We start from the raw sequence: 24,160 nt of genomic DNA on the forward strand, positions 1-24,160 counted from the left end.
TGTTTCAGAAGATAAAAAGGTTGCTTACCTTTCTTTCATTATACACTAGCCTGCGGCAAATTTCGATGCAGTTTTATGGCCTGTATATTAATGAAGAAACACGATTTAATGTGTCGTACACAAATTCAAAATACCACGTGCTTCTAGCACACTTACCAGTGTCGAGCCCATTTCGGAAGGAGTCGGTGCCACCTTGATCCCACAGGCTTCAAGCGTGGCAATTTTCTCTTTGGCCGTTCCTTTTCCACCAGAAATAATGGCGCCTGCATGCCCCATCCGTTTGCCCGGAGGCGCAGTCACACCGCCGATAAAACCAACCACTGGCTTCGTCATATTGTCCCTGATCCACTCGGCAGCCTCTTCCTCGGCTGTACCACCAATTTCTCCGATCATAATGACAGCGTGAGTGTTGGGGTCCTCATTGAAACGTTGCAAAATGTCAATGAATTCTGAACCTTTAACGGGGTCACCGCCAATACCAACCGCGGAAGATTGTCCTATACCTCGGGTCGTTAACTGATGCACTGCTTCATAGGTCAAAGTACCACTACGTGACACAACACCTACATGACCTGGTAGATGAATGTAACCTGGCATAATACCGATTTTACATTCTCCTGGTGTAATAACACCTGGACAGTTAGGGCCAATCAGAACGGTCTTTTTACCTTCCATAAAACGCTTGACCCTGATCATATCAAGCACCGGAATGCCCTCCGTGATACAAATCACGAGATCTAAATCCGCATCTACAGCCTCCAAAATGGAATCTGCTGCAAAAGCCGGTGGCACGTAAATCACGCTCGCTGTTGCGCCAGTAGCTCCCTTGGCTTCGCTTACGGTGTTAAACACTGGCAATTTGACCTGTTGTCCGTTCTCCAGTGTAATTTCTACCTCGGTGCCCCCCTTACCTGGAGAAGTGCCACCTACCATTTGTGTACCATAATCAAGCGCACCCTTGGCATGAAACAACGCCGTTTTTCCCGTAATCCCCTGTGTAATCACCTTTGTATGCTTATCGACCAAAATACTCACGATCTTCACATCCCCTATCGTTTATTCGGCATATCGGAATGCAAACAGGCTATTGAACAAGTTCGACGATTTTTTGGGCGCCATCCGCCATGGAATCCGCTGCTACGATATTCAAACCGGATTCCGCTAAAATCTGTTTGCCGAGCTCAACATTTGTCCCTTCAAGACGGACAACAAGCGGACGAGTCAGCCCCAACTGTTTGGCAGCCTCCACGACGCCGTTCGCAATGATGTCACACTGCATAATTCCGCCGAAAATGTTCACGAAAATACCTTCTACCTTCGGATCGGACAAAATGATTTTGAACGCTTCGGTTACCTTTTCCGTCGTCGCACCGCCCCCTACGTCCAGGAAGTTGGCCGGATCGCCACCGTAATATTTGATAATATCCATGGTTGCCATCGCCAAGCCCGCACCATTGACCATACAGCCAATATTTCCGTCCAGAGCGATATAGCTTAGATCGTATTTAGATGCCTCAATTTCCTTCTCGTCCTCTTCATCCAAATCACGCAATTCCAAAATATCCTTGTGACGGAACAACGCATTAGAATCAAAATTCAGTTTGGCATCCAACGCCAGTACATTCCCATCACCCGTAACGACTAAGGGATTGATTTCTGCAATCGAACAGTCCTTGTCCACAAAAGCTTCGTATAGTGCCAGCATAAACTTGACCGCTTTGTTTACCAGTTCATTTGGGATATTAATGTCATACGCCAACTTACGTGCCTGATACACCTGAAGCCCAATCGCTGGATCAACAACCGCTTTAAAAATCTTCTCCGGAGTGGCTGCAGCCACCTCTTCGATTTCCGTACCGCCTTCTTCTGAGGCCATCATTACGATACGTCCAGTCGCACGATCTACGACAACGCCGACGTAATATTCTTTACGAATATCGCAGCCTTCCTCAACCAAAAGGCGTTTGACCTCTTTACCTTCAGGTCCGGTCTGATGCGTCACCAGCACCTTACCCAAAATTTCAGAAGCAAAAGTCCGCACCTCATCCAAACCTTTGGCAACTTTCACGCCACCCGCTTTACCGCGTCCACCAGCGTGAATTTGTGCTTTTACCACCGTAACAGCGCTTCCAAGCGATTCTGCCGCAGCAACGGCTTCCTCCACCGTATAGGCAACCTTACCGTTCGGTACAGCCACTCCGTACTGCTTCAATACTTCTTTACCCTGATATTCATGGATATTCATTCTGGAATCCTCCTATCAACATGACTGCAACAAGGGCGGTTCACAAGGAAATCTATACTAAACCTACATCATTGTAACATGTTTTTAAAACGCTTTCCTTATAATTTAACCTCATGAATTACAGTATTTTGATATCATTATCATTCCCAAAATCGAATGTTTGGATATTATTGGATATTTCTCTTAATACAAATTCACACAAAAAAAGCACCTCTACAACATGGGATTACCTAATCCACATTAAGAGGCACTTTAATTCTTCAAGCATTATTAGGTATTTTTTCTTTCAGCTGAGAACAACTCATGCCATAAGATTCGCAAGAGCAACTGAAAACACCTTATGATTTTTCAATTTGTACATTAGCTTGATGAACACGATCGAGCAGATCATTGAACTGGAGCAGAAGCGACCCAAATTGATCATGAGTCATACTTGTTTTTTCCTGGATGCATCCTGGTACGGACAGAGCTTTTTCCCGTAATGCGCTTCCCTCTGTCGTCAAAGAAATCAGCACCTTACGCTCATCCTGAGTGGAACGCTTTCGATCGATAAGCCCGGCGTTCTGCAATCTCTTCAATAGCGGAGTTAGTGTGCCGGAGTCCAAATATAGTGCCTCACCCAATTCCTTCACTGTACACTCTTCACGCTCCCAGAGCACGATAAGTACCAAATATTGCGAGTACGTCACACCGAGCTTTTCCAGATAAGGCTGGTATAGCTTCGTAATCTCTCTGGAGCATGCATATATGGCAAAGCATAACTGATTATCAAGTTTCAACGCTGTACCTTCATTAGGATTGTCTTTCATGCTGTCTGATCACCTACTTTCGTCATTATTTTAGCACATTATATAATAAAATACGTGCTAATTGCACAAAATACTTTACAAACAATAATTATTTTGATAAATTAAATTGTGTAAAATATAAATTGAGCGAGAGGCAGTGATTGGATTATGATGACCATTCAACAAAAAATGTATGAAACAACAGTAAAAGCGGTTGGTGGACGTAACGGTTATATCGAGTCTTCTTCCCCTGAACTCCGTTTAGATATTGATACCCCAAAAGAAATGGGCGGCGCAGGCGGTGCAGGTACGAATCCAGAGCAATTGTTCGCAGCAGGCTATTCCGCTTGCTTTGACAGTGCCCTAAATATGGTTGCTCGCATGCAACGTATTAAGCATGAAGGTACTGAAGTAACAGCTACGGTCCATTTCGGCAAAGTGGAAGACGGCGGCTTCGGAATCGGAGTAAGTCTCGACGTACTGGTAAAAGGCGTCGATCATGAAACTGCAGTAAAACTGGTGGAAGGCGCGCACGAACAATGTCCATACTCCCGCGCTACTCGCGGTAATATTGAAGTGAAACTGAACGTTTTGTAACTTAGATTTCCTTAAGCTTATGTAGGGGGACGTCTCATCTCTCTTCATGGATTCAATCGTTTCGTTAGAATAAAGTTCACAACAAGCCCCTCAACCGTTTTGGTCGAGGGGTTTATTATCCTTTGAGCTATCCATTCCTTAAAGACTGTTTGTTTTTTTCCATCAAGTAACATGGGAGATGATGCATAATCGTATATACGAAAATGATATACTCATAGTATAATCACTATTGTCATAATCTTATTTTTCTTCTCCAGGTCTTTTTGCCTGGAGCTTTTTTTTGCTCTTTTTTCCACTTTCTATCATACCCCTTGGAAAAACTCTTTCATAAAAATAATGTGTTATAACTATTAAGTTTTATCGCCTTTTTAACTTTCAGGAAAACTGGCATTTGCTCTATCCATGTGGCGGTATTGAATAGCTTCAGCCACATGTGAAGTCAAAATTTTCTCTGAGTCATGTAAGTCTGCAATGGTACGCGAAAGCTTGAGAATTCGATCATACGCACGCATGCTTAAACCGAGTGCGTCCATTGTTTGATCAAGCAACTCCGCTGCATTTTTTTCTAATACGGCATATTTACGAAGCATCTGACCGGACAGCTCACTATTCCATGAAAAGGGAAGCTTGCTATATCTGTGGATTTGTATCGCTTGAGCAGCCAGCACCTGTCTTCGCATTTCAGCGGACGACAATGATTCTTTTTCCTCCCGCCAATCCTTCGGTTGCGATACTTCAAGCTGAAGATCAATCCGATCCAGCAGTGGACCAGAAATACGTGAACGGTAGCGGGCTACTGCTGCAGGTGAACAGGTACAGCGCTGATGTTCCGTGTCATTTCCGAAAAAGCCACAGTGACACGGATTTAAAGAGGCAGCAAGTAAGAAATGCGCCGGATACTTAAAAACAGCACGTGAACGACTGATCGTAACATTGTGGTCTTCCAAAGGCTGACGCAGCACTTCTAGTACATGACGGCTAAACTCAGGCAACTCATCCAGAAATAAAATCCCCCGGTGTGCAAGACTGATTTCTCCTGGTTTGGGTATACCTCCCCCACCCACCAAACCAGCAGCAGAGATCGTATGATGAGGCGAACGGAAGGGACGAATATTCATCAGATGAGGCGATGACTCCTTCCACTTCCCGGCAGCGCTGTATACTTTGGTGACTTCAAGCGCCTCCTTTTCAGTCAAAGGCGGAAGGATAGATGGCAATCTGCGGATGAGCATTGTTTTCCCAGCCCCCGGCGGTCCCATAAGCAGGATATTATGCATTCCGGCTGCAGCGATGACTAACGCACGCTTGGCGTGCAACTGACCCAACACATCGCTGTAATCCTCCATGTTGCTAGTTATCCTTTCTTTTTCACACAACGGTATATGCTCTGCCTGAGGTAAATGGTCATAGGAACAGATCATGACTTGTTTACTGGCAGTACAACTCTGATTTGTCGCTGGGCTATCAACAGTGCCTTGTGCACGATCTTCAATCGGAATAAGATCTGCTAGATGCCGTATAGCGTAAATACGTATACCCGTAATCAGACGAGCCTCGCTTGCGTTTTCCTGGGGAAGCAGCACGGAGTTGAATCCTTCTCGCTTGGCCAGATCAACCATGGACAGTACCCCATTCACAGGGCGAATACTGCCATCCAGCGCCAGCTCACCAATAAACAGCGTCCGTTCTCCCACGGGTAAAACGACCTGTTCACTGGTCGTCAGCAACCCTAAAGCGATAGCAAGGTCAAAAGATGAACCTTCCTTACGCAAATCAGCAGGAGCTAAATTAATCGTGACACGCTGGGACGGATATTTAAAGCCACAGTTTTTAATTGCTGCTCTGACACGCTCCACTGCCTCTCGAATCGCCGAATCCGGCAATCCTATAATCGCTGTCTGAGGCAAGCCATTGGACAAATCAGTCTCAACTTCAATCAGAACACCATCTATTCCATACAAACAAGCTCCGTGTAATTTTCCATACATATCAAAAAGCACCTCTCCTCATATTGGAATGCTCCCTCTCGGGAATCATTGCATATATGAAAAAAGGTGCTTCCAAATTTTCATTCTTTGCAAATGTGATGTCCGAAATTTTAACTCCGAACCATGCCTTTCAAAATTCTTGACTAAGTTTATCTGACGACAGATTATTTGTCAAACAAGGTCAGCTTATCGGCTGCCGGAGTACGTGGTCTTGATTCTGGGATAACGTCAGGATAGCCTGCATATATCATTCCTATTACCTTCTCACCCGGTTGAATTCCCAAGTGCTCACGGAACTTAGGCGAATACAAAAATGGCTTTGTCACCCAAAACGTTCCGATTCCTTTGCTCCATGCGGCAAGCATAAAGTTTTGTACAAGCGCGCTGACCGCTGCAAAATCCTCATCCCAAACCGCTTGACGCGGGTCTTCTTCCAATACTACTAAAAGCTGGATCGGGTTGTGCAAAATGCCGCTCTCAAACTTGTTGTCCTTACCGATATCGGCTGCAATTGCTTTTGCAAGCTTTTTCCGTCCTTCACCAGCAAATAACAGAAAACGCCACGGTTCACGCATTTTATGATTAGGAGCCCACACAGCGACGTCCAGCAGTTCTTTGATCGTATCTACCGGAATGGAGTCGGATTTAAATCGTTTAATCGTCCGGCGTTCCTGAATTACATCTATGACATGTTCGCTAAAGGTATGCTTTGTCACGTAAATCCTCCTTCACAGGTACAACTTCTAGATATTCATTTTAAGATGAAAATGATAACTATTCTCAATAAAATATACCTGTAGCTTTCCTTCCTGTCAACCTGCACATATGAATTCAGTCCCGCACTCTTACCTTTGTATAAGCTCTTACTCGTTTAAAATGCGCCTATTAAATGGTCCGTAACAACTGCCTTTTCGTCAGTTAATTGTACAGAAATCATGTCAAAGCGGATTGGAGCATCTCCAATCCCGTTCATATGCAAATATACAGCGGCTGTTTGGCGAACTTGGGCTATTTTACGCGCAGTAACTGATTCTGCTGGCGTTCCATATTTGGAGCTACTTCGACTACGTACCTCAATAAACACGAGTGTATGCTCCTGCTTGGCAATCAGATCTATTTCACCACTGCGGCATCGCCAATTACGCTCTATGATACGGTAACCCAAGTTTTCTAAAAACAAAGCCGCTGCCTCTTCGCCCATCGCTCCTTTGGCTTTCCGTTGATCCTTGCCTCCAGCCTTCATTTCATTCGACATCACCAGTCATCCTTTGATGCAAGCCTATCCATTTGATATATATAGGTAAGCACCTCTGCCACCAACTGATAGAGCTCAGCAGGAATTTGTTCGTCCAAATCGAGTTTGGATAGTACTTCAACCAGCGCGGCATCCTCCTGTACTGGAACACCATGTTCTTTAGCTTTTTCTAAAATGCTATCCGCAATACGGCCGCTCCCTTTGGCAACGACAATCGGTGCTTCGCTCTCGCCAGGCGTATATTTAAGGGCGACCGCCTTCTTTATGGAAGGAGAAGGAGGTTCCAACGGCTCTTTCATATTTTAAGATCGACTCCTTTATACGGCTGAGGCACATAGCTTTGTACTTCAGAAGAGGCGAGACTGTTCTGTTCAGTCCTTATGGGCATAGGCTCGGTACGAAGCGATAGAAGTTGGTATCCTAGTGACTCCAACGCTGTGTGAATGGACTCACGCCCACTGGTTAACAACGAAGCCGCCCATTCATGATCATTATGGAGCTTGACACTTACAATCCGATCTACAACCTGGACATCTACCAGGGTCGGTCCAAGCCCCTTCATGTCCAAATCAAACCAAAGACGACAGTTGGAGGCGTCCAGCTCTCCACGTTTGCCGCGGCGGGACTGAATCTGGATCGTAGCTGTTTCACGACCGTCCGTTCCAACGAACGGTATAAACATGTGTACTTGGGCAAAAGGCGCCGTTCGGTCTGTATTGAGTAGCAACTGCTGACCTGTCAGGTGCTGTACAACCTGCTGGGCCGCCTCTTTCAAAGCGGGCGGCAGATCGTCACTGCTCATCAGCTGGAGCAGCGCCCCTTTTACGGTGTCTGCGTCTGCTGACACCGTGTCCCCAGACGCAGCCGCTAATCCCGGCAGCGGCTGCGGCATTCCCTCTGGCGGCTCCATACGTGCCGCCGCCCCTTGCGCGACCTGTGTAGTCGCGCGGTGTACTTGCTGCTCGTGCTCTGCACCGAGCAGCTTCAGTACGCGGCCCACCCACGGGTCCTCCGTGGGGGGAAGCTGCGTGCTGGACGCCGCAGGCTGCGACGCAGCGGCGTCTGCGGCTCGTGAGGCGCCAGCCGTTGGCTGCGCCACTTCCGTTGCGGGCTGCTCCGGCGCAGCTGTGCCCAGTGCGGGCGGCACCGCCGCGCGTAGCTCTTGCAGCAACGTGCGCAGCCGCTGGAGCGGCACCTCTGGCGCAGCAGTGTTACCTGCTGTGAATTGCGGCACAGGGGCACCAGCCTGCTGTGCAGTGGGACGGTCAGCCGTGGCCGCGGTTAAGGCTGTCTTTGCCCCCGCAGATTCTGCCGTGGCAACCGCTGGAGCGCCATCCGCATTCTTAAGTTGTGTGCTTGACGCAGTAGCTTGCTGTGACTGTGACTGCTCCACTCTGGTGCGAGGACCGTTTAATGCATCAGCACCCGATTCTGGAGCAATTACGCTAGCTTCCGATGCCACTGTCGCTCCGCGTCCATTGACTGTCTCCGCTTCTCCTGGAGCAGTCCCTTTGGCTGCAGATGTAGCTCCCGTCGCAGTATCTGAATCTGTTGCTAAAGCACTCGCTTCACTCACTGCAGCAGCAAGGTTGGCTGCTTGAGTCCCTTTTAACAATTCCTTGCCGCCTGTGGTTTGTCCAGCTTCTGCCTGCTTTGCAGCGGTAGAAGCATCCTTGGACAATATGAGAGCTGGGCCTTCCTGTCCATCTACAACCACCCCGGAAGAAGCACCTGTTGGACTAGCAGGCATTCGATCAGCGCTCTTTATAGCTGTTGATTCCGCCACTGAACGGTCAGTGGATATTCCCTGTCCTTGCTGCTTTAATACCGCTTCAAGCTCTTGCTCCAGCGAAGACAACAGATCATTTAAAGGAGGCCCAAACATCGCTTGACGCAATCCGTTTATGCTTTCTGCCGTCAATGGAAGTCCCCGCTGAAAGGCAACTGCCGCCGCCTGCACAAACGTTCCCAATTGTACATTGCCGTTTTGCTTCGCCATAGCTTCTCGCAAAGAGGCCGCATTTTCAGATGTCAACGGCACACCATTCTTTTGCATTGCCTGTATAAGCTCCCTGTTCTGAGCTGTATCCGGCAGTCCCACCGATTCCAATACATCTGTCAGCGCTACGGTTTGCTGTGGTGTATTGGTCACATCGTTCAGAGGCTTAAGCACCGTCATTCCGCTGGGGGAAGCCGGTTGAACCTGAAACGTTGTAGTCTGTCCAGGTTGAAGAGGGGTCTCCAGCTTTGCCCTGACCTGAGAACCTTGTATTTGCAACACAGCCTCGCTGCCGTCCTCAGACACCTTTAGCACGACTCCTCGTACAACCTGACCTGGCTGCATATCAAGTTTTTTAGCCTCTCCAGCCTTCACATCTCCAAGTAATCCACGAAATACAGATCCGATGTTCATATCGCCCCTCCTCTCACTCTCCCCCATTCAAAGGGGCTTATGGTATTAGTTATACTTTATATCGGCATTGTCCTGATTCATAATAAGCAACTACAGATCAAACAGCGTCGGTTGCTCCGTCAACAAATTGCCCAGAAAGCTGCGTCTATGCATCTTTGTAGGTCCTAGCGCCAAAATTTGTTCCCTGTGTAACTTGGTAGCGTAACCTTTATGTATACCGATCCCATATTCCGGATACTTCGCATCCCATTCACCTTTGCACAGCCGATCACGGGTTACCTTGGCGATGATAGATGCCGCCGCAATAGACTGACTGTTGGCATCTCCTTTAATAATAGAGAGCTGAGGAATAGGCACATCTACCTTTTCTGCATCCACCAGTAAATAATCAGGAGACACATGTAAAGCCTCAATAGCCTGCTTCATAGCCAAACGAGCTGCTTGTTTAATATTGATATCATCAATCGTCTGCGCGTCTACATAGCCAACTCCTACAGCAATAGCCTTCTCCATAATCAGCTCGTAGTATGCTTCTCTCTTCTTGTCCGTCAATTTTTTGGAATCATCCACACCTTCCAGTAACTCACCCACTGGTAAAATGACTGCTGCGGCCACAACATCACCAAACAGGCATCCACGACCTACCTCGTCAATACCTGCAATCCGCTCACAAGACTGCTCCCAGCATTTTTTTTCATAATGTAGCATGTCCTTCACTACAATCTCTTTATTTTCCATATTCAATACCTGCCCATCTATATGTAGTTTAACGCGTCATTCATGCCGTAGCTCTAGCGATTGAATTCAGCTTACCACAGACCTTCACCGTCCAAAACCCTTTTCTAACTGCCTTCAAATACCAAAAAAACCTTCCTCCTCTCCGGAGAGATGGGGAAGGTTCTTCCTTGCCACAAAATGCTATGTTCTGCATCGGTGTACCAGTAAAATCAGTAAGGAGCTTCCAAACTGAATCGTCCCAGCTTCCCTGCACGCAGCTCACGCAAAATGATTTTTGACGCCTTTTCGAGATCTACACGTCCGCCGCTAACAATACAGCCACGTTTACGTCCGATCGCTTCCATAACGTTGACAATTTCATCAGGATTTTCTGTATCTTCAGGACGTTCGGTGAGCTCAAAGCGCTCTGCCAGTGCGTCCCAATAGTACTGAACCAAATATTTAGTCGCAAAAAAGGCAATATCCTCGACATTCAGAATTTCTTCCTTGATCGCACCTGTAACTGCCAGACGATAGCCTACATTCTGATCCTCAAATTTAGGCCATAGAATCCCTGGTGTATCCAGCAATTCAATTTCTCCAATCTTGATCCACTGTTGTGCCTTCGTTACCCCTGGACGGTCACCCGTAGCTGCAATATTACGTCCCGCCATTCGGTTGATCAGTGTCGATTTGCCGACATTCGGAATACCAACAATCAACCCACGCATAGGACGCGGGTTCATTCCCTTCCTAATCTGCCGATCTATCTTTTCCTTAAGCAGCAGCTTGGCCTGAATCGGAATTTCTTTTAGTCCCGTCCCAGTTGTGGCATCCACCGGAAAGGCCACATGCCCCTGCTCCTTAAAATAGGCAATCCATTGCTGTGATACTACCGGGTCCGCCAAATCTGCTTTATTCAAAATAATCATTCGCGGCTTGCCTTGCAAAATATCATCAATCATTGGATTTCGGCTAGAGAGCGGCAATCGAGCATCAATCAGCTCAATGACCAAATCAATTAACTTTAATTTTGCTTCAATTTGGCGGCGCGCTCTGGTCATATGACCAGGAAACCATTGAATCGTCACCGTCATCACCCCATTGATCGTAACTCCTACTTTTACCCTTAGGCTCTTAGTTAGGATTACGGCAGCTATGCTGCTTATTAGTTATTCTAGTGGTTAATCCACTGCATATCTTTTGCCGGCCAGAAAATAACGTCAGCCCGACCTACAACTTCCTTCAAATCAATATATCCAATCATCCGACTGTCTGTACTATTGGAACGGTTATCTCCCATTACAAAAATATGCCCCGCCGGAACTTTTCCATCCTTAAATTTATCATTTGGAAAATTTGTAAATTTGTTGTAAAGCTCACCATTTTGATGCGCTTCTTCTAAAGGAGCTTTCAAGTAAGATTCCTGAATCGGCTTACCATTTACTGTAATCGTGTCACCTTCTACCTTGACCGTATCTCCTTCAACGGCAATGACGCGTTTGATAAAGTCTCTTCCTTCCTCCGGCACATGAAACACGATCACTTCCCCTGGTTTAGGGGCACGGAAATCATACAAAATCTCATTTACAATGACGCGTTCTCCGGTATGAAAGTTAGGCTGCATCGACGGGCCATCCACAATAAACGGCTTAAAGAGAAGCCAGCGGATTAAAAAGACAAGCACTAACGCAATAATGATGGCCTTGAGCCACTCAAAAATCTCATTTTTTGGTTTACGCTTGGGCGTACCATCCTGTTCAGTTGGCTGCTGTACAGCTCCTTGTCCTACTTCTTGCTCCATAGCTCACTGTCCTCTCTTTACGGTCAATAATCCACAGTTCCCTATGTACGTAGAAAAAACGAAAGGAGCTTGTAACCAAGCCCCTTTCGTTTTTCGTTGTATTAACGACGAATTTCTTTAATTCTCGCTGCTTTACCGCGCAGTTCACGAAGATAATAAAGCTTCGCACGACGCACTTTACCACGGCGAGCCACGTCGATTTTATCGATTTTTGGGGAATGAAGCGGGAAAGTTCTTTCCACACCTACACCGTAAGAAATTTTACGAACTGTAAAAGTCTCACTGATTCCACCACCACGGCGTTTAATTACAACACCTTCAAACAACTGGATACGCTCACGAGTTCCCTCAATAACTTTCACGTGCACTTTCAAAGTGTCACCAGGACGAAAGTTAGGCAAATCTTTACGCAGTTGTTCTTCAGTGATCGCTTGGACGATATTCATCTATGACTCCCTCCTTCCGTACAGGTGTTCATGCTTCTTCTGGAAACACAACCGTTTCCTTCATCATCCACAGAGGACCACCGTATTACACACAACAGATGTATTGTATCATGGAGGATACCGCATTGCAACAACAAAAAGGGATTTGACCAAACATTATTTAATTGACTCCATTATAAAACAGGTCACTGCCTGCTTTCAAATCCACTCATGCCTAAGACGCTTTATTGCTTATCCCCCAAACAGTCAGATTTGCGCTGCTCCTCAACCCACACGCGCTCCTTGCCTGTCAGTTCAACCTGTTCCAACAGGTCTGGTCGGCGTTCCATCGTGCGACGTAACGCCTCTTGGCGTCTCCAAGAATCAATATTGACGTGATGCCCTGACAGGAGTACATCAGGAACTTTCCAGCCCCGAAACTCCGCAGGCCGGGTATAATGGGGGTACTCCAGCAGCCCGGTACTAAACGAGTCCGTTACCGCACTCGTTTCGTTCCCCAGCACTCCTGGTAGCAACCGTGTCACACTGTCAATGACGGCCATGGCTGGAAGCTCACCACCAGTCAACACATAGTCTCCGATAGAAAGCTCATCCGTCACCAAATGCTTTCGAATACGCTCATCATAACCCTCATAATGCCCACATATAAAAATAAGATGGTCCTCTTTGGCCAGCTCTTCCGCTTTCTTTTGCGTAAAAGTCTCGCCTTGTGGACACATCAAAATGATACGCGGAGATTTTATGTCTGTGTTACGTTCTATCCCTTCATGTTGAATAACTTCATCGGCAGTTTCTAATGTTGATTCCTCTGATTTATCCAACAGCGCTTCCACGGCAGCAAAAATAGGGTCAGGCTTCAAAACCATGCCGCCCCCACCGCCATAGGGCGTATCATCCACTTGTCCATGCTTGTTGCCGGCATACTGACGAAAATTAACCGCTTGCAGTGATACAATTCCCTTATCCCTTGCTTTTCCCAGAATGCTTGCATTAAATACTCCATCAAACATCTCTGGAAACAGGGTCAGCACATCTACCCGCATTACAGCAGACCTTCCATCAACCGTACCGTAACCCGTTTTTCGCGCACGTTTACATCCAAAATAACATCCTCTATATACGGCAATAGCAGTTCCTTGCCTTTAGGCATTTTGACTACCCATACATCATTGGCTCCCGGAGTCAAAATTTCTTTAACCACGCCGAGCTCATTTCCGTCTTCGGTCACCACTTCCATGCCGACTACTTCATGAAAATAGAATTCATTTTCTTCCAATTCGCCTAACCGATCAGCAGATACCTTCAACAAAGTACCTTTATATTTTTCAACTTCATTGATATTGTGATATTCCTTAAATTTAGCGACAACCATATTTTTTTGAAAACGCGCTGTTTCAATAGTTACGGGAATCGGGGCTTTACCTTCAGCCGGAACAATCAAAAGTTCACTACCTTTAGCAAAGCGATCCTCTGGGAAATCTGTCGTCGTTAATATTTTAAGCTCCCCACGGATTCCATGGGTGTTCACAATTTTTCCGACATTAAACAATTGTTGCATCGTGTTCCTCCTGCTTGTAATCGGTCCCGCTCCATATCATCTTCATCATGTACGAAAAAGGGTTAGGACATACATCCTAACCCACTTTCGTATATCTTTAAGATATGATGTCTACGGTAACCCGTTTATCCATCTTAACGGCTGCTGATGCAACCACAGTGCGAAGCGCCTTGGCGATACGACCCTGCTTACCAATGATTTTGCCTACATCCTCAGGATGCACACTAAGCTCATATACAACAAGCCGATCCTTCTCCAAGGTCTTCACGGTTACATCTTCCGGATGATCGACTAAAGCCTTAGCAATGATTATCACTAATTCTTCCATGGTTGACCCTCCGTATCAGCACCTTATTTCTGTAGTTTAGACTCATGAAACTTTTTCATTACGCCCGCTTTGCTAAGCAAGTTACGGACTGTGTCGGATGCTTGTGCACCATCTTGCAACCATTTCAGCGCTTTATCTTCATCAATTTTTACAACCGCTGGTACTGTGATTGGGTTGTAGTAACCGATTTCTTCGATAAAACGACCGTCACGCGGGGAACGAGAATCAGATACCACGACGCGATAGAAAGGAGCTTTATGTGCACCCATACGTTTCAGACGAATACGAACTGCCACGAAAATTCACCTCCTTCAAAAAGTAGACTGTATATTGTTATCCCATAATTCCAAGGGCCTATTGGCCTTAGCGGAAAGGAAACTTCATACCTTTACCCATACTCTTCAACTGCTTCATAGCCTTGTTTTTGCCACCCTTAGGTCCCATCATATCTGAGAACTGCTTCATCATGCGACGCATTTCGTCGAATTGCTTTATCAGACGATTTACCTCAGCCAGTGATGTTCCGCTGCCTACAGAAATACGTTTGCGACGGCTATGATTAATCATATCTGGGTTTTGCTTTTCTTGTGTGGTCATAGAATGAACGATAGCCTCAATCCGGCCCATCTGTTTGTCATCCACTTTGATATCTTTCATTTGCTTCATGTTGCCCATACCGGGAATCATATCAAGAATCTGGTCGATTGGGCCAAGCTTCTTAACTTGATCCATTTGCTCCAGAAAATCTTCAAAAGTAAACTCGGCATTACGCATTTTCCGTTCCATTTCCTTCGCCTTATCGGCGTCGATATTGGACTGCGCTTTTTCAATCAGGGACAACATATCACCCATGCCTAAAATCCGTGAAGCCATCCGTTCAGGATGAAACGGCTCCATCGCATCCAGCTTTTCACCCAATGTAGCAAACTTGATCGGACATCCCGTCACAGCCTTGACCGACAAAGCTGCACCACCACGAGTGTCACCATCCAGCTTCGTCAGTACAACTCCCGTTAACTCCAAGCTATTATTAAAGTGCTCCGCAACGTTAACTGCGTCCTGCCCCGTCATGCTATCTACAACCAGTAGAACTTCATCCGGGTTGACGTTGGTATGAATCTGGCGCAACTCTTCCATGAGCTCTTCATCAACATGAAGACGACCAGCAGTATCTATAATAACGTAGTCATTACCATTATCCTTAGCATGCTGCAAACCCTGTTTTGCAATTTCTACCGGGCTTGTCTGATCTCCCAGTGTAAATACAGGAGTATTAATCTGCTCCCCAAGAACCTGAAGTTGCTTGATCGCGGCTGGTCTATAAATATCACCAGCTACAAGCAATGGACGATGATTTTGCTTTTGCAGCAATTTCGCCAGTTTACCAGACGTCGTCGTCTTACCTGCGCCCTGGAGACCCACCATCATAATGACCGTAGGCGGTTTGTTTGCTTTGGCAAGCTTGGCCTGACTGCCACCCATCAACTCGGTCAGTTCTTTGTTCACGATGTCGATGATGACCATGCCTGGCGTAAAGCTGTCCATCACTTCCTTACCAACGGATTTCTCCTTTACCTTGGCAATAAAGTCCTTTACAACCTTGAAGTTAACGTCCGCCTCAAGCAAAGCTAATCGTACTTCACGCATCGCCTGAGCTACATCCTCCTCAGACACTTTTCCTTTACCGCGCAGTTTACTGAATACATTTTGCAAGCGAGTCGATAATCCTTCAAATGCCATACTTTCGCACCTCCTTGTCTACCAGGGTTGTTTGTTCTTAATCTATATGTCCTACAGTTCCTGCAGGCGATTTACAATTTGATGAACATGTTGCAGAATGCCTTCATCGGACTCACCGATTTTACCGAATGCCTCATACAACGTCTTATTTAATTCTTCGAGATCTTGGATTCTACGCTCATACTTGCTTAGCAAACCAAGCTTTTCCTCGTACATTTCCAATACCTGTTCAGCACGTTTAATATGTTCATATACTGCCTGACGGCTAATTTGAAATTCCGATGCAATTTCCCCTAAAGAAAAATCATCATGGAAGTAATATTTTAAAAACATCTGTTGCTTCTCTGTAAGCAGAGGTTCATAGAAGTCAAACAGTCGGTTAATCCGGTTTGTCTTTTCCAGCCGATTCTCCTGACTCATCTTGTATACCTCCATCGTCAAGGAAAAACACTTTACAGTTCTTTTCAACGTTCCTTATGATACATAAAAGAAAAGAAGATGTCAAGCGTTATCCCTTGTCATACAAAAAAAAGCCGATCCACTGCCCTCAAACGGAAGTACGGATCGGCTTTTTGCCCACTGTTACTTAAACCCTTACTGGAGTAAGATACAGCAGAACAGCCAGAAAATGAAGTATGCTGCCTGCCAAAACAAACAGATGCCAGATCGCATGGTGATATGGAAATGCCCGCCACACATAGAAAATTGTGCCCAACGTATACATAAGACCACCTACGAACAATAACGTCATCCCTCCGGCGGGAACAGTCGCAACCAAAGGATTCCAGGCAATGGTGATGAGCCAGCCCATCACAATGTAAAACACGGTAGACATAAACAGGAAGCGCTTGGTGAAGAACGCCTTGAACAACACACCAAACAGTGCAATCCCCCAAATCACTCCAAACAATGTCCATCCCAGAGTACCTCGCAGTGCAACGAGCATAAACGGGGTATAGCTACCTGCAATGAACAGGTAAATGCAAGAATGATCGAATATTTCGAACAAATCCTTCATTTTCCCTTCACGCAGGCTATGAAGCAACGTTGAATTGGTGTACAACAGCAACATCGTAATCCCGTAAATCGTAAAGCTGACGACATGCCAAGTGGTTCCTTTCAAGCTAGCAAAAACAATGAGTAACACAAGCGCTGCCACGCTTAAAACGGCTCCAATTCCATGTGTAATGGCGTTGGCTACTTCTTCCCGTCGGGAGTAGGTATAGGTGTTTGCCATCGGTTTTTCACCCGGCTTCCTTATTTATATTTTACATACAACATACATTACATATACGGCATCGACAGACCTCTTGCTTTCATTATACATCTGGGCGAACTTGAACAGCAACAGGATGGCTACTTAGTCCCAAACGTAGCATGAAAGCCTACTTTAAACGTATCAGTTCTGTTCTTCCTCGTCTGCAGCAGTTGCTTCGACGGTCTCTTCCTGAATCAACCCCGCAAACAACGCATGAACGAATTGCTCGGAATCAAACGGTTGAAGATCATTCACTTTTTCACCTAAGCCCACCAGCTTAACAGGCAAATTCAGCTCCTGACGGATGGCCACAACAATCCCGCCCTTCGCTGTACCATCCAACTTCGTTAGTACCAGCCCGGTTACACCGCTTTTCTCACCAAACAGCTTGGCTTGGTTAAGTGCATTTTGTCCAGTCGTCGCATCAAGTACCAACAACACTTCATGAGGAGCATCTGGAATTTCTCGTTGGATCACGCGGAAAATTTTGTTCAGTTCCTCCATCAGATTGCTTTTATTCTGAAGACGTCCAGCGGTATCACACAACAAAACATCCACTTGACGCTGCTTGGCAGCCTGTACGGCATCAAACATAACCGCAGCCGGATCGGAACCGGATTGCTGCTTAATAACCTCTACACCTGCCCGTTCGCCCCATACCTCCAACTGTTCAATCGCACCCGCCCGGAACGTATCTCCAGCAGCCAATAATACTTTTTTGCCCTCTTGTTTAAAACGGTGAGCTAACTTGCCAATGGTTGTCGTTTTGCCGACGCCATTGACTCCTACGAATAGAATGACTGTAATCCCGTCAGCGCTCATTTTGAGCTGACTATTGTCATTCCCCCGCAGTAACTCGGACAGCTTTTCCGACAATACAGGCTGTAATTCCGATGCGTCCTCAATTTTGCGCTTTTTCACTTCTTCTCGCAGGTCTTCAATGAGGTTCATAACCGTGTTGACGCCTACGTCCGCTCCGATCAGAATTTCTTCCAGTTCCTCATAAAATTCCTCATCAATCTTTTTACGGCGAATCATCAAGTCCGTTACTTTTTCAACAAAACCTTTACGTGTTTTTTCCAAACCATCTTTGAACTGTTTTGTGACAGATTCAGTTTTGTTTGCAATGCTTTCCTTCAATTTCCTAAAGAAACTCATGGATTCCCTCCGTTGGTCTGAAAGTATGTTGTTTAATGTCAGGCAATCTCAGCTTCATCGTTGTCCAGCTTGACAGATACGAGTTTGGAAACCCCGCCTTCCTCCATCGTAACCCCGTACAACACATCAGATTCTTCCATTGTGCCCTTACGGTGTGTGACTACAATGAACTGTGTCTGTTCCGAGAATTCCCGTAAATACTGGGCAAAACGCACCACGTTTGCTTCGTCCAGTGCAGCCTCTACTTCATCGAGTACACAGAATGGAACAGGTTTAACGTGTAAAATGGCAAATAATAACGCCATCGCTGTTAACGCACGCTCACCGCCCGACAGTAGCTGCAAGTTTTGCAATTTTTTGCCCGGTGGCTGAGCTACGATGTCGATCCCCGTCTCCAGCAAGCGTTCCGGGTCAAGCAGCACGAGATCAGCACGTCCGCCTCCGAACAGCTTGGAGAACACCGTTCCAAATTCGCGCCGAATAGCATCGAACGTTGTCTTAAAGCGTTTGGACATTTCTTCATCCATTTCACGAATAACTTGATAGAGCGTTGTCTTGGCCTCCACCAAATCAGACTTTTGCTCATCAAGAAACGTATAACGCTCATGCACACGCTGGTATTCTTCAATGGCGCCCAGATTCACCTCACCCAACGCGGAAATCCCCCGTTTGAGCCTCTCTACCTCGCTCTGCGTACCTTCAATATCTTCCGGTATAGGGTAACGCTGCTTGGCTAACTCATAGCTGAGTTCATAATCATCACTTAACTTTTTCAGAACGTTTTCCAGTTCCACATCAAGCCGATTTACTCCAATTTCCGTTTGACGAAGCAACTCCTCCACTGACTTGAGCTGAATTCGCTGTTCTTTCGTGTCGTTCTCAGCCACTTCAAGCTTTTTGGACAAGCTGCTACGTGCAGCCCGCTTGAATTCCAGTTGCTGTGCGGCTTCTTCCTTTTTCAAACGGTATTGATTGAGATTTTCAATCTGTTTCACGGTCTCCTGCTCATTGGTCAGCAAATCTGCTTCGATGGAAGCAAGCAAGGTTTTGTTTTGTCTCGAATCTTTACCAAGAGTATCATAATCCCCACGCAATCTGCGCAACTGCTCTTCCAAAGAAAAGCGCTCTTGGTCCAGTTTTCCTTCTCTTACCTTGAGATTCGTAAGCTCTCCCTGCAGCTGCTCTTTGGCAGATTCGTTAGCTTTACGGGCAAATTCAGCAGCGTGAATGGCCTGATGCGTTTTCTTTTCTTCTTCTTCCAGCGCAGCCAACTTTACCAACGCTTCTTCACGGGAAGTTTCCAGCTCCTTGATTTCCTGATCAAAGCCCTTTTTCTCCTGACCAGACGCAGCGACCTGCTCCAGAACATGACGAAGTTCATGCTCCAGTTGCTTGAGTTCCATTGCCATCTGCTGCTCTTCACCGCGCTTCACATCGCCGCCCTGGCGCAACTCGTCCAGACGGGTCTGTGTCTCTTCCAACTGGCGTTTGGTATCTATTGCACTCTGGCGCAACCTTGCAATTTGCTGCTCCGTATCTACAATGTCCTGGTCCAACTGATCCAGCTGACGTTTGCGTCCAAGCAGATTAGCATTTTTCTTAAACTGGCTTCCCCCAGTCATGGAACCCCCTGCATTGACAACATCGCCTTCCAAAGTGACCACGCGGTATCTATATTGGCAACGGGCCGCAATACGGTTTGCATCTTCCAACGTACGGGCAATGACCACATTCCCCAAGAGACTGCCTACAATTCCGGCATATCGATCATCATACTGAATAAGATCTGCACCGATTCCGACAAAGCCTTCGGCTCCTTCTGCAATTTGGCGTTCTCCTGCACCGATTTGACGCGGACGGATAACATCCATAGGCAAAAATGTCGCTCTGCCCAGTTGACGCTGCTTTAGAAAACTGATCGCCTGTCTGGATACGGATTCATTTTCCATCACGATATGCTGAACTGAAGCACCCAAAGCGGTTTCCATCGCCTGCTCTAAATGCTCAGGCACCCGAATCAGCTCCGCTACCGCTCCATGCACACCGTGCAAAGTATCTTTTCGTGCAGCCTTCAATACCTCTTTAACTCCAAGCATGAAGCCGTCAAAGTCATCCTGCATTTCCTTCATTGTATCTCGCCGTGAAATTTGAGCCTCACGTTTTTGTTCCCATTTACGAACCGTACCCTGGTTTTCTTCCAGTAGTTTTTGAAGGGCCTGGTACTTTTCACTTCCCTGAATATAGCCACTACGCAAACTACTGATTTCCTGCCCCAGCTTCTGAACCGCAGCTTCCAATCCCTTTTTGCGCTGTTCAAGTTGTACTTTCTGGGCTTCCCATTTGCCGGATTCGTCACTTACGCGAGTCACACGCCGTTCCAATGCTTCCTTCTGTTGGTCTGTATAACGAATTTCGTTACGCGCCTGCGCCATCTGATTCATCAGCTCCAGCAGACCACCCTTTAGGCTTTCTTCCTGCTCCTGGCTGATTCCGCCTGTAACACCAATCAGTTTGGCCTCTTCGTCAGACAGCCGCGCACGCAACTCGTCAAGCTCTACATTCAGTGTAGACAGTTTTTCGTTCAGCTGATCCAGTTCACTCCTGCGCTCGGAATGGCGTGATTCGCTTGTGCTAAGTGATAAGATCAATTGTTCCCGATTAGCCTCCAGATTGCGTGTGCGCTCTTTGAGCAATTCGCCGTAGCCTTCACTTTTCTCCGTCGCTTCACTGTATTGCAGCAGATCCCTTTGCAACTGCTCTACCCGCTCTTCCAGCTGGCGCAATTCGTTGCGGTCGCTTTCCAGCATCGCATCGTGTCGGGACACCACCGTAGACAACTGAAGCTGCTCCTGCTGCAACAGAGCTAGTTTGGAAGTCGCATCGCTCCACGAAGTATGAATTTGTTCAATTTGATGGACGTACATTGAAATTTCTTTTGATTTCAATTCACCGCGCAGTTCTTTAAAATGAATCGCCTTTTCAGACTGCTCCTTAAGCGGTCCAATCTGATCCTCCAGTTCACTAACCAAATCGTGAATACGCAGCAAATTTTGCTCCGTTTCATCCAGCTTGCGAACCGCATCTTTTTTACGCGATTTATATTTTACGATACCCGAAGCTTCCTCAAAAATACCTCGACGATCCTCAGATCGGGTACTCAGAATTTCTTCAATGCGTCCCTGCCCAATAATTGAATAAGCTTCTTTACCAATGCCTGTATCCATAAACAGCTCTGTAATATCTCGGAGTCTGCATGATTGCCGATTAATGAAATATTCACTATCCCCACTTCGATGTACACGTCGCGTTACCGTGACCTCACCAAAATCCAGAGGCAACGCCTGATCTTCATTATCCAACGTAAGCGATACTTCACCGTAATTAACAGCCTTACGAGCATCACTACCCGCAAAAATAATGTCCTCCATTTTGCCGCCACGCAGTGATTTGGCACTCTGTTCGCCTAGCACCCAACGAATTCCGTCGGAAATATTACTTTTTCCGCTTCCGTTGGGTCCGACGACTGCCGTAATGCCGCGGACAAATTCCATTTCCGTTTTATCTGCAAACGATTTGAAGCCCGCCAGCTCAATGCGCTTTAAAAACATGCTCAATCTCACCTCTAACATTTCAAATATGCTTGTACAACACCGTATACCTGATTGATATGAATTATCCCTATTGTAGCATAAACTAGCTTGTATAAAGCACAGTACCGACACTCACATTACACCAGCAAAGCCACGAAAAAAGAGCAAAACGCAGTCCATTCGCCATTACGGGCCGGGACTCCCCGCGGACTGCCCTTTGCTCTTACTTTGTGCCCCCTGCTTGCGTAACCCGTCCGGGCTGCTCAGGTACCGATTACGATTCTGCCAGCTTCAAGCGGTTTAAAGCTACTGCCGCCGCTTGCTGCTCAGCTTCTTTTTTGGAGCGTCCCGTACCTGCCCCTAGCCGTTCGCTGTCCATATATACCTCAGCTACAAACTCGCGCTCATGGGCTGGTCCGCGCTCCTCTACAATCTTGTATTCAAGCATCCCCATGTTATGATGCTGCGTCAGTTCCTGAAGCTCTGTTTTGAAATCACTCATCTGAAGCTTACCATTTAATACGATTTGAGGAAAAATATAACATTCCAAAAACGAACGGACGGCCTCCAGACCCTGATCCAAATAAAGCGCACCTACGAACGCTTCGAATACATCAGCCAACAGAGCCGGACGAGTACGTCCACCTGTCAACTCTTCACCTTTTCCAAGCAGTACATATTGCCCGAACTCAAGCCCGACAGCAAATTTCACCAGAGAAGGCTCACAGACAATAGCTGCACGCAACTTGGTGAGTTCGCCTTCGGGTCGGTTAGGGTACTGATTGTACAATTGCTCGGACACCGTCAGTTCCAGAACAGCGTCACCTAAAAATTCAAGACGCTCATTGTCTGCATTCTGACTGAACCGATGTTCGTTTACGTAGGAAGCGTGCGTAAAGGCCTGCTTCAGAAGCTGCCGATTGTTGAATTGAATATGAAGTTTCTGCTGTAATTGCTTCAAGTCTCCACTCAACGAACTGACCCCTTATGCTTCATATTTTTTTAGAATAACCGTAGCATTGTGACCGCCAAAACCAAAGGAATTGGACATAACCACATTCAGTTCCGCTTTTCTCGGCTTATTAGGTACATAATCAAGATCGCATGCCGGGTCTTGATTATCCAAATTAATCGTTGGCGGAATCGTCTGATGCTGAAGGGCGAGACCACAGATCACGGCTTCAACGCCGCCCGCTGCACCCAATAAATGCCCTGTCATCGACTTGGTTGAGCTGATCGCTACCTTATAGGCATGCTCTCCAAGCGTTTTCTTAACTGCTTCCGTTTCGGATTTATCACCGACTGGTGTAGATGTACCATGTGCATTGATATAATCAATCTCTTCAGGATTCAATCCAGCATCACGGATCGCCATTCTAATGCAGCGCGCCGCTCCCTCTGGATCAGGCTCCGTCATATGATGGGCATCACCAGAAAGTCCGTAGCCAATCACTTCACCGTAAATACGCGCACCACGCTTCAAAGCATGATCCAACGATTCCAGAATAAGAACACCTGAACCTTCGCCCATAACAAACCCGTCTCTTTCGGTATCAAAAGGACGACTTGCCTTTTGAGGCTCGTCATTACGCGTGGACATCGCTCGCATGGAACAAAATCCAGCCATACCAATCGGACGAATAGTGGCCTCAGCTCCTCCGCAAATCATGGCGTCTGCGTCACCGCGCTGAATCATGCGGAAGGAATCGCCAATAGCATGACTACCCGTGGCACATGCCGTAACTGGTGATGTATTAGGGCCTTTAGCACCGAGTGAAATCGATACTTGACCGGAACCCATATTAGCAATCATCATCGGGATGAAGAAAGGGCTTACGCGTTTAGGTCCTTTTTCAATCAGCGCGTTGTGCTGATCTTCCCAAGTTCCCAATCCGCCAATACCGGAACCGACAGATACACCAACACGCTCAGCGTCCGCATTTTCTCCGATTACAAGTCCGCTGTCCTCAAGCGCCAACTTACTAGCAGCAACCGCAAACTGCACAAAGCGGTCCATTTTACGCGCATCCTTACGTTCAATATAATCCTCTGGATTAAAATCTTTAATGGAAGCGGCTATTTTCGTAGTGTACTCACTTGTATCGAAAGCTTCGATTTCACTGACGCCGGATTTTCCAGCCATCAGATTATCCCATAGTGTGTTCAAATCCTGTCCCAGCGAAGTGATTACACCCATTCCTGTTATGACAACACGTTGTTTCAAAGATAATCACCTCTATGTTTACTGCATATTGTATTTTAAGACCGCACACTC

At 46.6% G+C, this 24,160-nt stretch carries 24 protein-coding genes; 1 reads left to right on the forward strand and 23 read right to left on the reverse strand.

The window, feature by feature from the left end:
- Positions 1-105: 105 nt before the first annotated feature.
- From sucD to MHB46_RS04645, 3 genes are all read right to left on the reverse strand, one after another.
- Complete coding sequence (sucD, locus tag MHB46_RS04635) at positions 106-1,035, reverse strand: succinate--CoA ligase subunit alpha (RefSeq protein ID WP_165175658.1); 930 nt, start codon at positions 1,033-1,035, stop codon at positions 106-108.
- Between the two features lie 49 nt (positions 1,036-1,084).
- Positions 1,085-2,245 (reverse strand): ADP-forming succinate--CoA ligase subunit beta, encoded by a 1,161-nt coding sequence (gene sucC, locus MHB46_RS04640; RefSeq protein WP_053325253.1) that lies wholly within the window; start codon positions 2,243-2,245, stop codon positions 1,085-1,087.
- A gap of 338 nt (positions 2,246-2,583) precedes the next feature.
- Entirely contained in the window at positions 2,584-3,054 is a 471-nt protein-coding gene (locus tag MHB46_RS04645; protein ID WP_061831856.1) for a MarR family winged helix-turn-helix transcriptional regulator, read from the reverse strand.
- Between the two features lie 147 nt (positions 3,055-3,201).
- Here MHB46_RS04645 and MHB46_RS04650 point away from each other — a divergent pair, with 147 nt between their 5' ends.
- Entirely contained in the window at positions 3,202-3,630 is a 429-nt protein-coding gene (locus tag MHB46_RS04650) for an organic hydroperoxide resistance protein (RefSeq protein WP_069291719.1), read from the forward strand.
- A gap of 368 nt (positions 3,631-3,998) precedes the next feature.
- Here MHB46_RS04650 and MHB46_RS04655 read toward each other — a convergent pair whose 3' ends face one another.
- The 20 genes from MHB46_RS04655 to fabF form a co-directional block, all read right to left on the reverse strand.
- Complete coding sequence (locus tag MHB46_RS04655; RefSeq protein WP_341161717.1) at positions 3,999-5,618, reverse strand: YifB family Mg chelatase-like AAA ATPase; 1,620 nt, start codon at positions 5,616-5,618, stop codon at positions 3,999-4,001.
- 164 nt (positions 5,619-5,782) lie between these two features.
- Complete coding sequence (locus tag MHB46_RS04660) at positions 5,783-6,334, reverse strand: nitroreductase family protein (RefSeq protein WP_025723284.1); 552 nt, start codon at positions 6,332-6,334, stop codon at positions 5,783-5,785.
- A 155-nt stretch (positions 6,335-6,489) separates the two neighbouring features.
- Positions 6,490-6,873, reverse strand: coding sequence for a YraN family protein (locus MHB46_RS04665; RefSeq protein WP_341161718.1), 384 nt, complete (start codon positions 6,871-6,873; stop codon positions 6,490-6,492).
- Positions 6,873-7,172 (reverse strand): EscU/YscU/HrcU family type III secretion system export apparatus switch protein, encoded by a 300-nt coding sequence (locus MHB46_RS04670; RefSeq protein WP_061831852.1) that lies wholly within the window; start codon positions 7,170-7,172, stop codon positions 6,873-6,875. The genes MHB46_RS04665 and MHB46_RS04670 overlap by 1 nt, the downstream gene beginning before the upstream one ends.
- Positions 7,169-9,286, reverse strand: a complete 2,118-nt coding sequence (locus MHB46_RS04675) for a DNA ligase (RefSeq protein WP_341161719.1) — start codon at positions 9,284-9,286, stop codon at positions 7,169-7,171. The genes MHB46_RS04670 and MHB46_RS04675 overlap by 4 nt, the downstream gene beginning before the upstream one ends.
- A 90-nt stretch (positions 9,287-9,376) precedes the next feature.
- Positions 9,377-10,024, reverse strand: coding sequence for a ribonuclease HII (locus MHB46_RS04680; RefSeq protein ID WP_080682994.1), 648 nt, complete (start codon positions 10,022-10,024; stop codon positions 9,377-9,379).
- A 209-nt stretch (positions 10,025-10,233) separates the two neighbouring features.
- On the reverse strand, positions 10,234-11,094 hold the full coding sequence (gene ylqF, locus MHB46_RS04685; RefSeq protein WP_069292106.1) for a ribosome biogenesis GTPase YlqF: 861 nt from the start codon (positions 11,092-11,094) through the stop codon (positions 10,234-10,236).
- An 86-nt stretch (positions 11,095-11,180) separates the two neighbouring features.
- Entirely contained in the window at positions 11,181-11,807 is a 627-nt protein-coding gene (gene lepB / locus MHB46_RS04690) for a signal peptidase I (RefSeq protein WP_069291716.1), read from the reverse strand.
- Positions 11,808-11,908: 101 nt separating this feature from the next.
- Positions 11,909-12,253, reverse strand: coding sequence for a 50S ribosomal protein L19 (rplS, locus tag MHB46_RS04695; RefSeq protein WP_010346403.1), 345 nt, complete (start codon positions 12,251-12,253; stop codon positions 11,909-11,911).
- Positions 12,254-12,477: 224 nt separating this feature from the next.
- Complete coding sequence (trmD, locus tag MHB46_RS04700) at positions 12,478-13,296, reverse strand: tRNA (guanosine(37)-N1)-methyltransferase TrmD (RefSeq protein ID WP_341161720.1); 819 nt, start codon at positions 13,294-13,296, stop codon at positions 12,478-12,480.
- On the reverse strand, positions 13,296-13,811 hold the full coding sequence (rimM, locus tag MHB46_RS04705) for a ribosome maturation factor RimM (RefSeq protein WP_165175670.1): 516 nt from the start codon (positions 13,809-13,811) through the stop codon (positions 13,296-13,298). The genes trmD and rimM overlap by 1 nt, the downstream gene beginning before the upstream one ends.
- 97 nt (positions 13,812-13,908) lie before the next feature.
- Positions 13,909-14,139: a KH domain-containing protein gene (locus tag MHB46_RS04710; protein WP_013309863.1), complete on the reverse strand. Its 231-nt coding sequence runs from the start codon at positions 14,137-14,139 to the stop codon at positions 13,909-13,911.
- Between the two features lie 23 nt (positions 14,140-14,162).
- Complete coding sequence (rpsP, locus tag MHB46_RS04715; protein WP_013309862.1) at positions 14,163-14,435, reverse strand: 30S ribosomal protein S16; 273 nt, start codon at positions 14,433-14,435, stop codon at positions 14,163-14,165.
- A 67-nt stretch (positions 14,436-14,502) separates the two neighbouring features.
- Positions 14,503-15,879, reverse strand: a complete 1,377-nt coding sequence (gene ffh / locus MHB46_RS04720) for a signal recognition particle protein (RefSeq protein ID WP_254327919.1) — start codon at positions 15,877-15,879, stop codon at positions 14,503-14,505.
- 51 nt (positions 15,880-15,930) lie between these two features.
- Positions 15,931-16,299 carry a putative DNA-binding protein gene (locus tag MHB46_RS04725; protein WP_069291713.1) on the reverse strand — a complete coding sequence of 123 codons (369 nt, stop codon included), beginning with the start codon at positions 16,297-16,299 and terminating at the stop codon, positions 15,931-15,933.
- A gap of 166 nt (positions 16,300-16,465) precedes the next feature.
- Entirely contained in the window at positions 16,466-17,116 is a 651-nt protein-coding gene (trhA, locus tag MHB46_RS04730; RefSeq protein WP_013309859.1) for a PAQR family membrane homeostasis protein TrhA, read from the reverse strand.
- 162 nt (positions 17,117-17,278) lie between these two features.
- Positions 17,279-18,295, reverse strand: coding sequence for a signal recognition particle-docking protein FtsY (gene ftsY, locus MHB46_RS04735; RefSeq protein WP_061832006.1), 1,017 nt, complete (start codon positions 18,293-18,295; stop codon positions 17,279-17,281).
- Positions 18,296-18,333: 38 nt separating this feature from the next.
- Positions 18,334-21,903 carry a chromosome segregation protein SMC gene (gene smc / locus MHB46_RS04740; RefSeq protein WP_341161721.1) on the reverse strand — a complete coding sequence of 1,190 codons (3,570 nt, stop codon included), beginning with the start codon at positions 21,901-21,903 and terminating at the stop codon, positions 18,334-18,336.
- Between the two features lie 256 nt (positions 21,904-22,159).
- Complete coding sequence (gene rnc / locus MHB46_RS04745; protein WP_341161722.1) at positions 22,160-22,858, reverse strand: ribonuclease III; 699 nt, start codon at positions 22,856-22,858, stop codon at positions 22,160-22,162.
- A 12-nt stretch (positions 22,859-22,870) separates the two neighbouring features.
- Positions 22,871-24,109, reverse strand: a complete 1,239-nt coding sequence (gene fabF, locus MHB46_RS04750) for a beta-ketoacyl-ACP synthase II (protein ID WP_061832008.1) — start codon at positions 24,107-24,109, stop codon at positions 22,871-22,873.
- Between the last annotated feature and the right edge of the window lie 51 nt (positions 24,110-24,160).

Source organism: Paenibacillus sp. FSL H7-0703, assembly GCF_038003485.1.
Classification (GTDB): domain Bacteria; phylum Bacillota; class Bacilli; order Paenibacillales; family Paenibacillaceae; genus Paenibacillus; species Paenibacillus polymyxa_B.

What these genes read in the sequence shown, in the direction of transcription:
- sucC (WP_053325253.1), bottom strand. Translation starts at nt 2,245, where the DNA reads ATGAATATCCATGAATATCAGGGTAAAGAAGTATTGAAGCAGTACGGA.
- MHB46_RS04645 (WP_061831856.1), bottom strand. Translation starts at nt 3,054, where the DNA reads ATGAAAGACAATCCTAATGAAGGTACAGCGTTGAAACTTGATAATCAG.
- MHB46_RS04650 (WP_069291719.1), top strand. Translation starts at nt 3,202, where the DNA reads ATGATGACCATTCAACAAAAAATGTATGAAACAACAGTAAAAGCGGTT.
- MHB46_RS04655 (WP_341161717.1), bottom strand. Translation starts at nt 5,618, where the DNA reads ATGTATGGAAAATTACACGGAGCTTGTTTGTATGGAATAGATGGTGTT.
- MHB46_RS04665 (WP_341161718.1), bottom strand. Translation starts at nt 6,873, where the DNA reads ATGTCGAATGAAATGAAGGCTGGAGGCAAGGATCAACGGAAAGCCAAA.
- MHB46_RS04670 (WP_061831852.1), bottom strand. Translation starts at nt 7,172, where the DNA reads ATGAAAGAGCCGTTGGAACCTCCTTCTCCTTCCATAAAGAAGGCGGTC.
- MHB46_RS04675 (WP_341161719.1), bottom strand. Translation starts at nt 9,286, where the DNA reads ATGAACATCGGATCTGTATTTCGTGGATTACTTGGAGATGTGAAGGCT.
- MHB46_RS04680 (WP_080682994.1), bottom strand. Translation starts at nt 10,024, where the DNA reads ATGGAAAATAAAGAGATTGTAGTGAAGGACATGCTACATTATGAAAAA.
- lepB (WP_069291716.1), bottom strand. Translation starts at nt 11,807, where the DNA reads ATGGAGCAAGAAGTAGGACAAGGAGCTGTACAGCAGCCAACTGAACAG.
- rplS (WP_010346403.1), bottom strand. Translation starts at nt 12,253, where the DNA reads ATGAATATCGTCCAAGCGATCACTGAAGAACAACTGCGTAAAGATTTG.
- trmD (WP_341161720.1), bottom strand. Translation starts at nt 13,296, where the DNA reads ATGCGGGTAGATGTGCTGACCCTGTTTCCAGAGATGTTTGATGGAGTA.
- rimM (WP_165175670.1), bottom strand. Translation starts at nt 13,811, where the DNA reads ATGCAACAATTGTTTAATGTCGGAAAAATTGTGAACACCCATGGAATC.
- MHB46_RS04710 (WP_013309863.1), bottom strand. Translation starts at nt 14,139, where the DNA reads ATGGAAGAATTAGTGATAATCATTGCTAAGGCTTTAGTCGATCATCCG.
- ffh (WP_254327919.1), bottom strand. Translation starts at nt 15,879, where the DNA reads ATGGCATTTGAAGGATTATCGACTCGCTTGCAAAATGTATTCAGTAAA.
- MHB46_RS04725 (WP_069291713.1), bottom strand. Translation starts at nt 16,299, where the DNA reads ATGAGTCAGGAGAATCGGCTGGAAAAGACAAACCGGATTAACCGACTG.
- trhA (WP_013309859.1), bottom strand. Translation starts at nt 17,116, where the DNA reads ATGGCAAACACCTATACCTACTCCCGACGGGAAGAAGTAGCCAACGCC.
- ftsY (WP_061832006.1), bottom strand. Translation starts at nt 18,295, where the DNA reads ATGAGTTTCTTTAGGAAATTGAAGGAAAGCATTGCAAACAAAACTGAA.
- smc (WP_341161721.1), bottom strand. Translation starts at nt 21,903, where the DNA reads ATGTTTTTAAAGCGCATTGAGCTGGCGGGCTTCAAATCGTTTGCAGAT.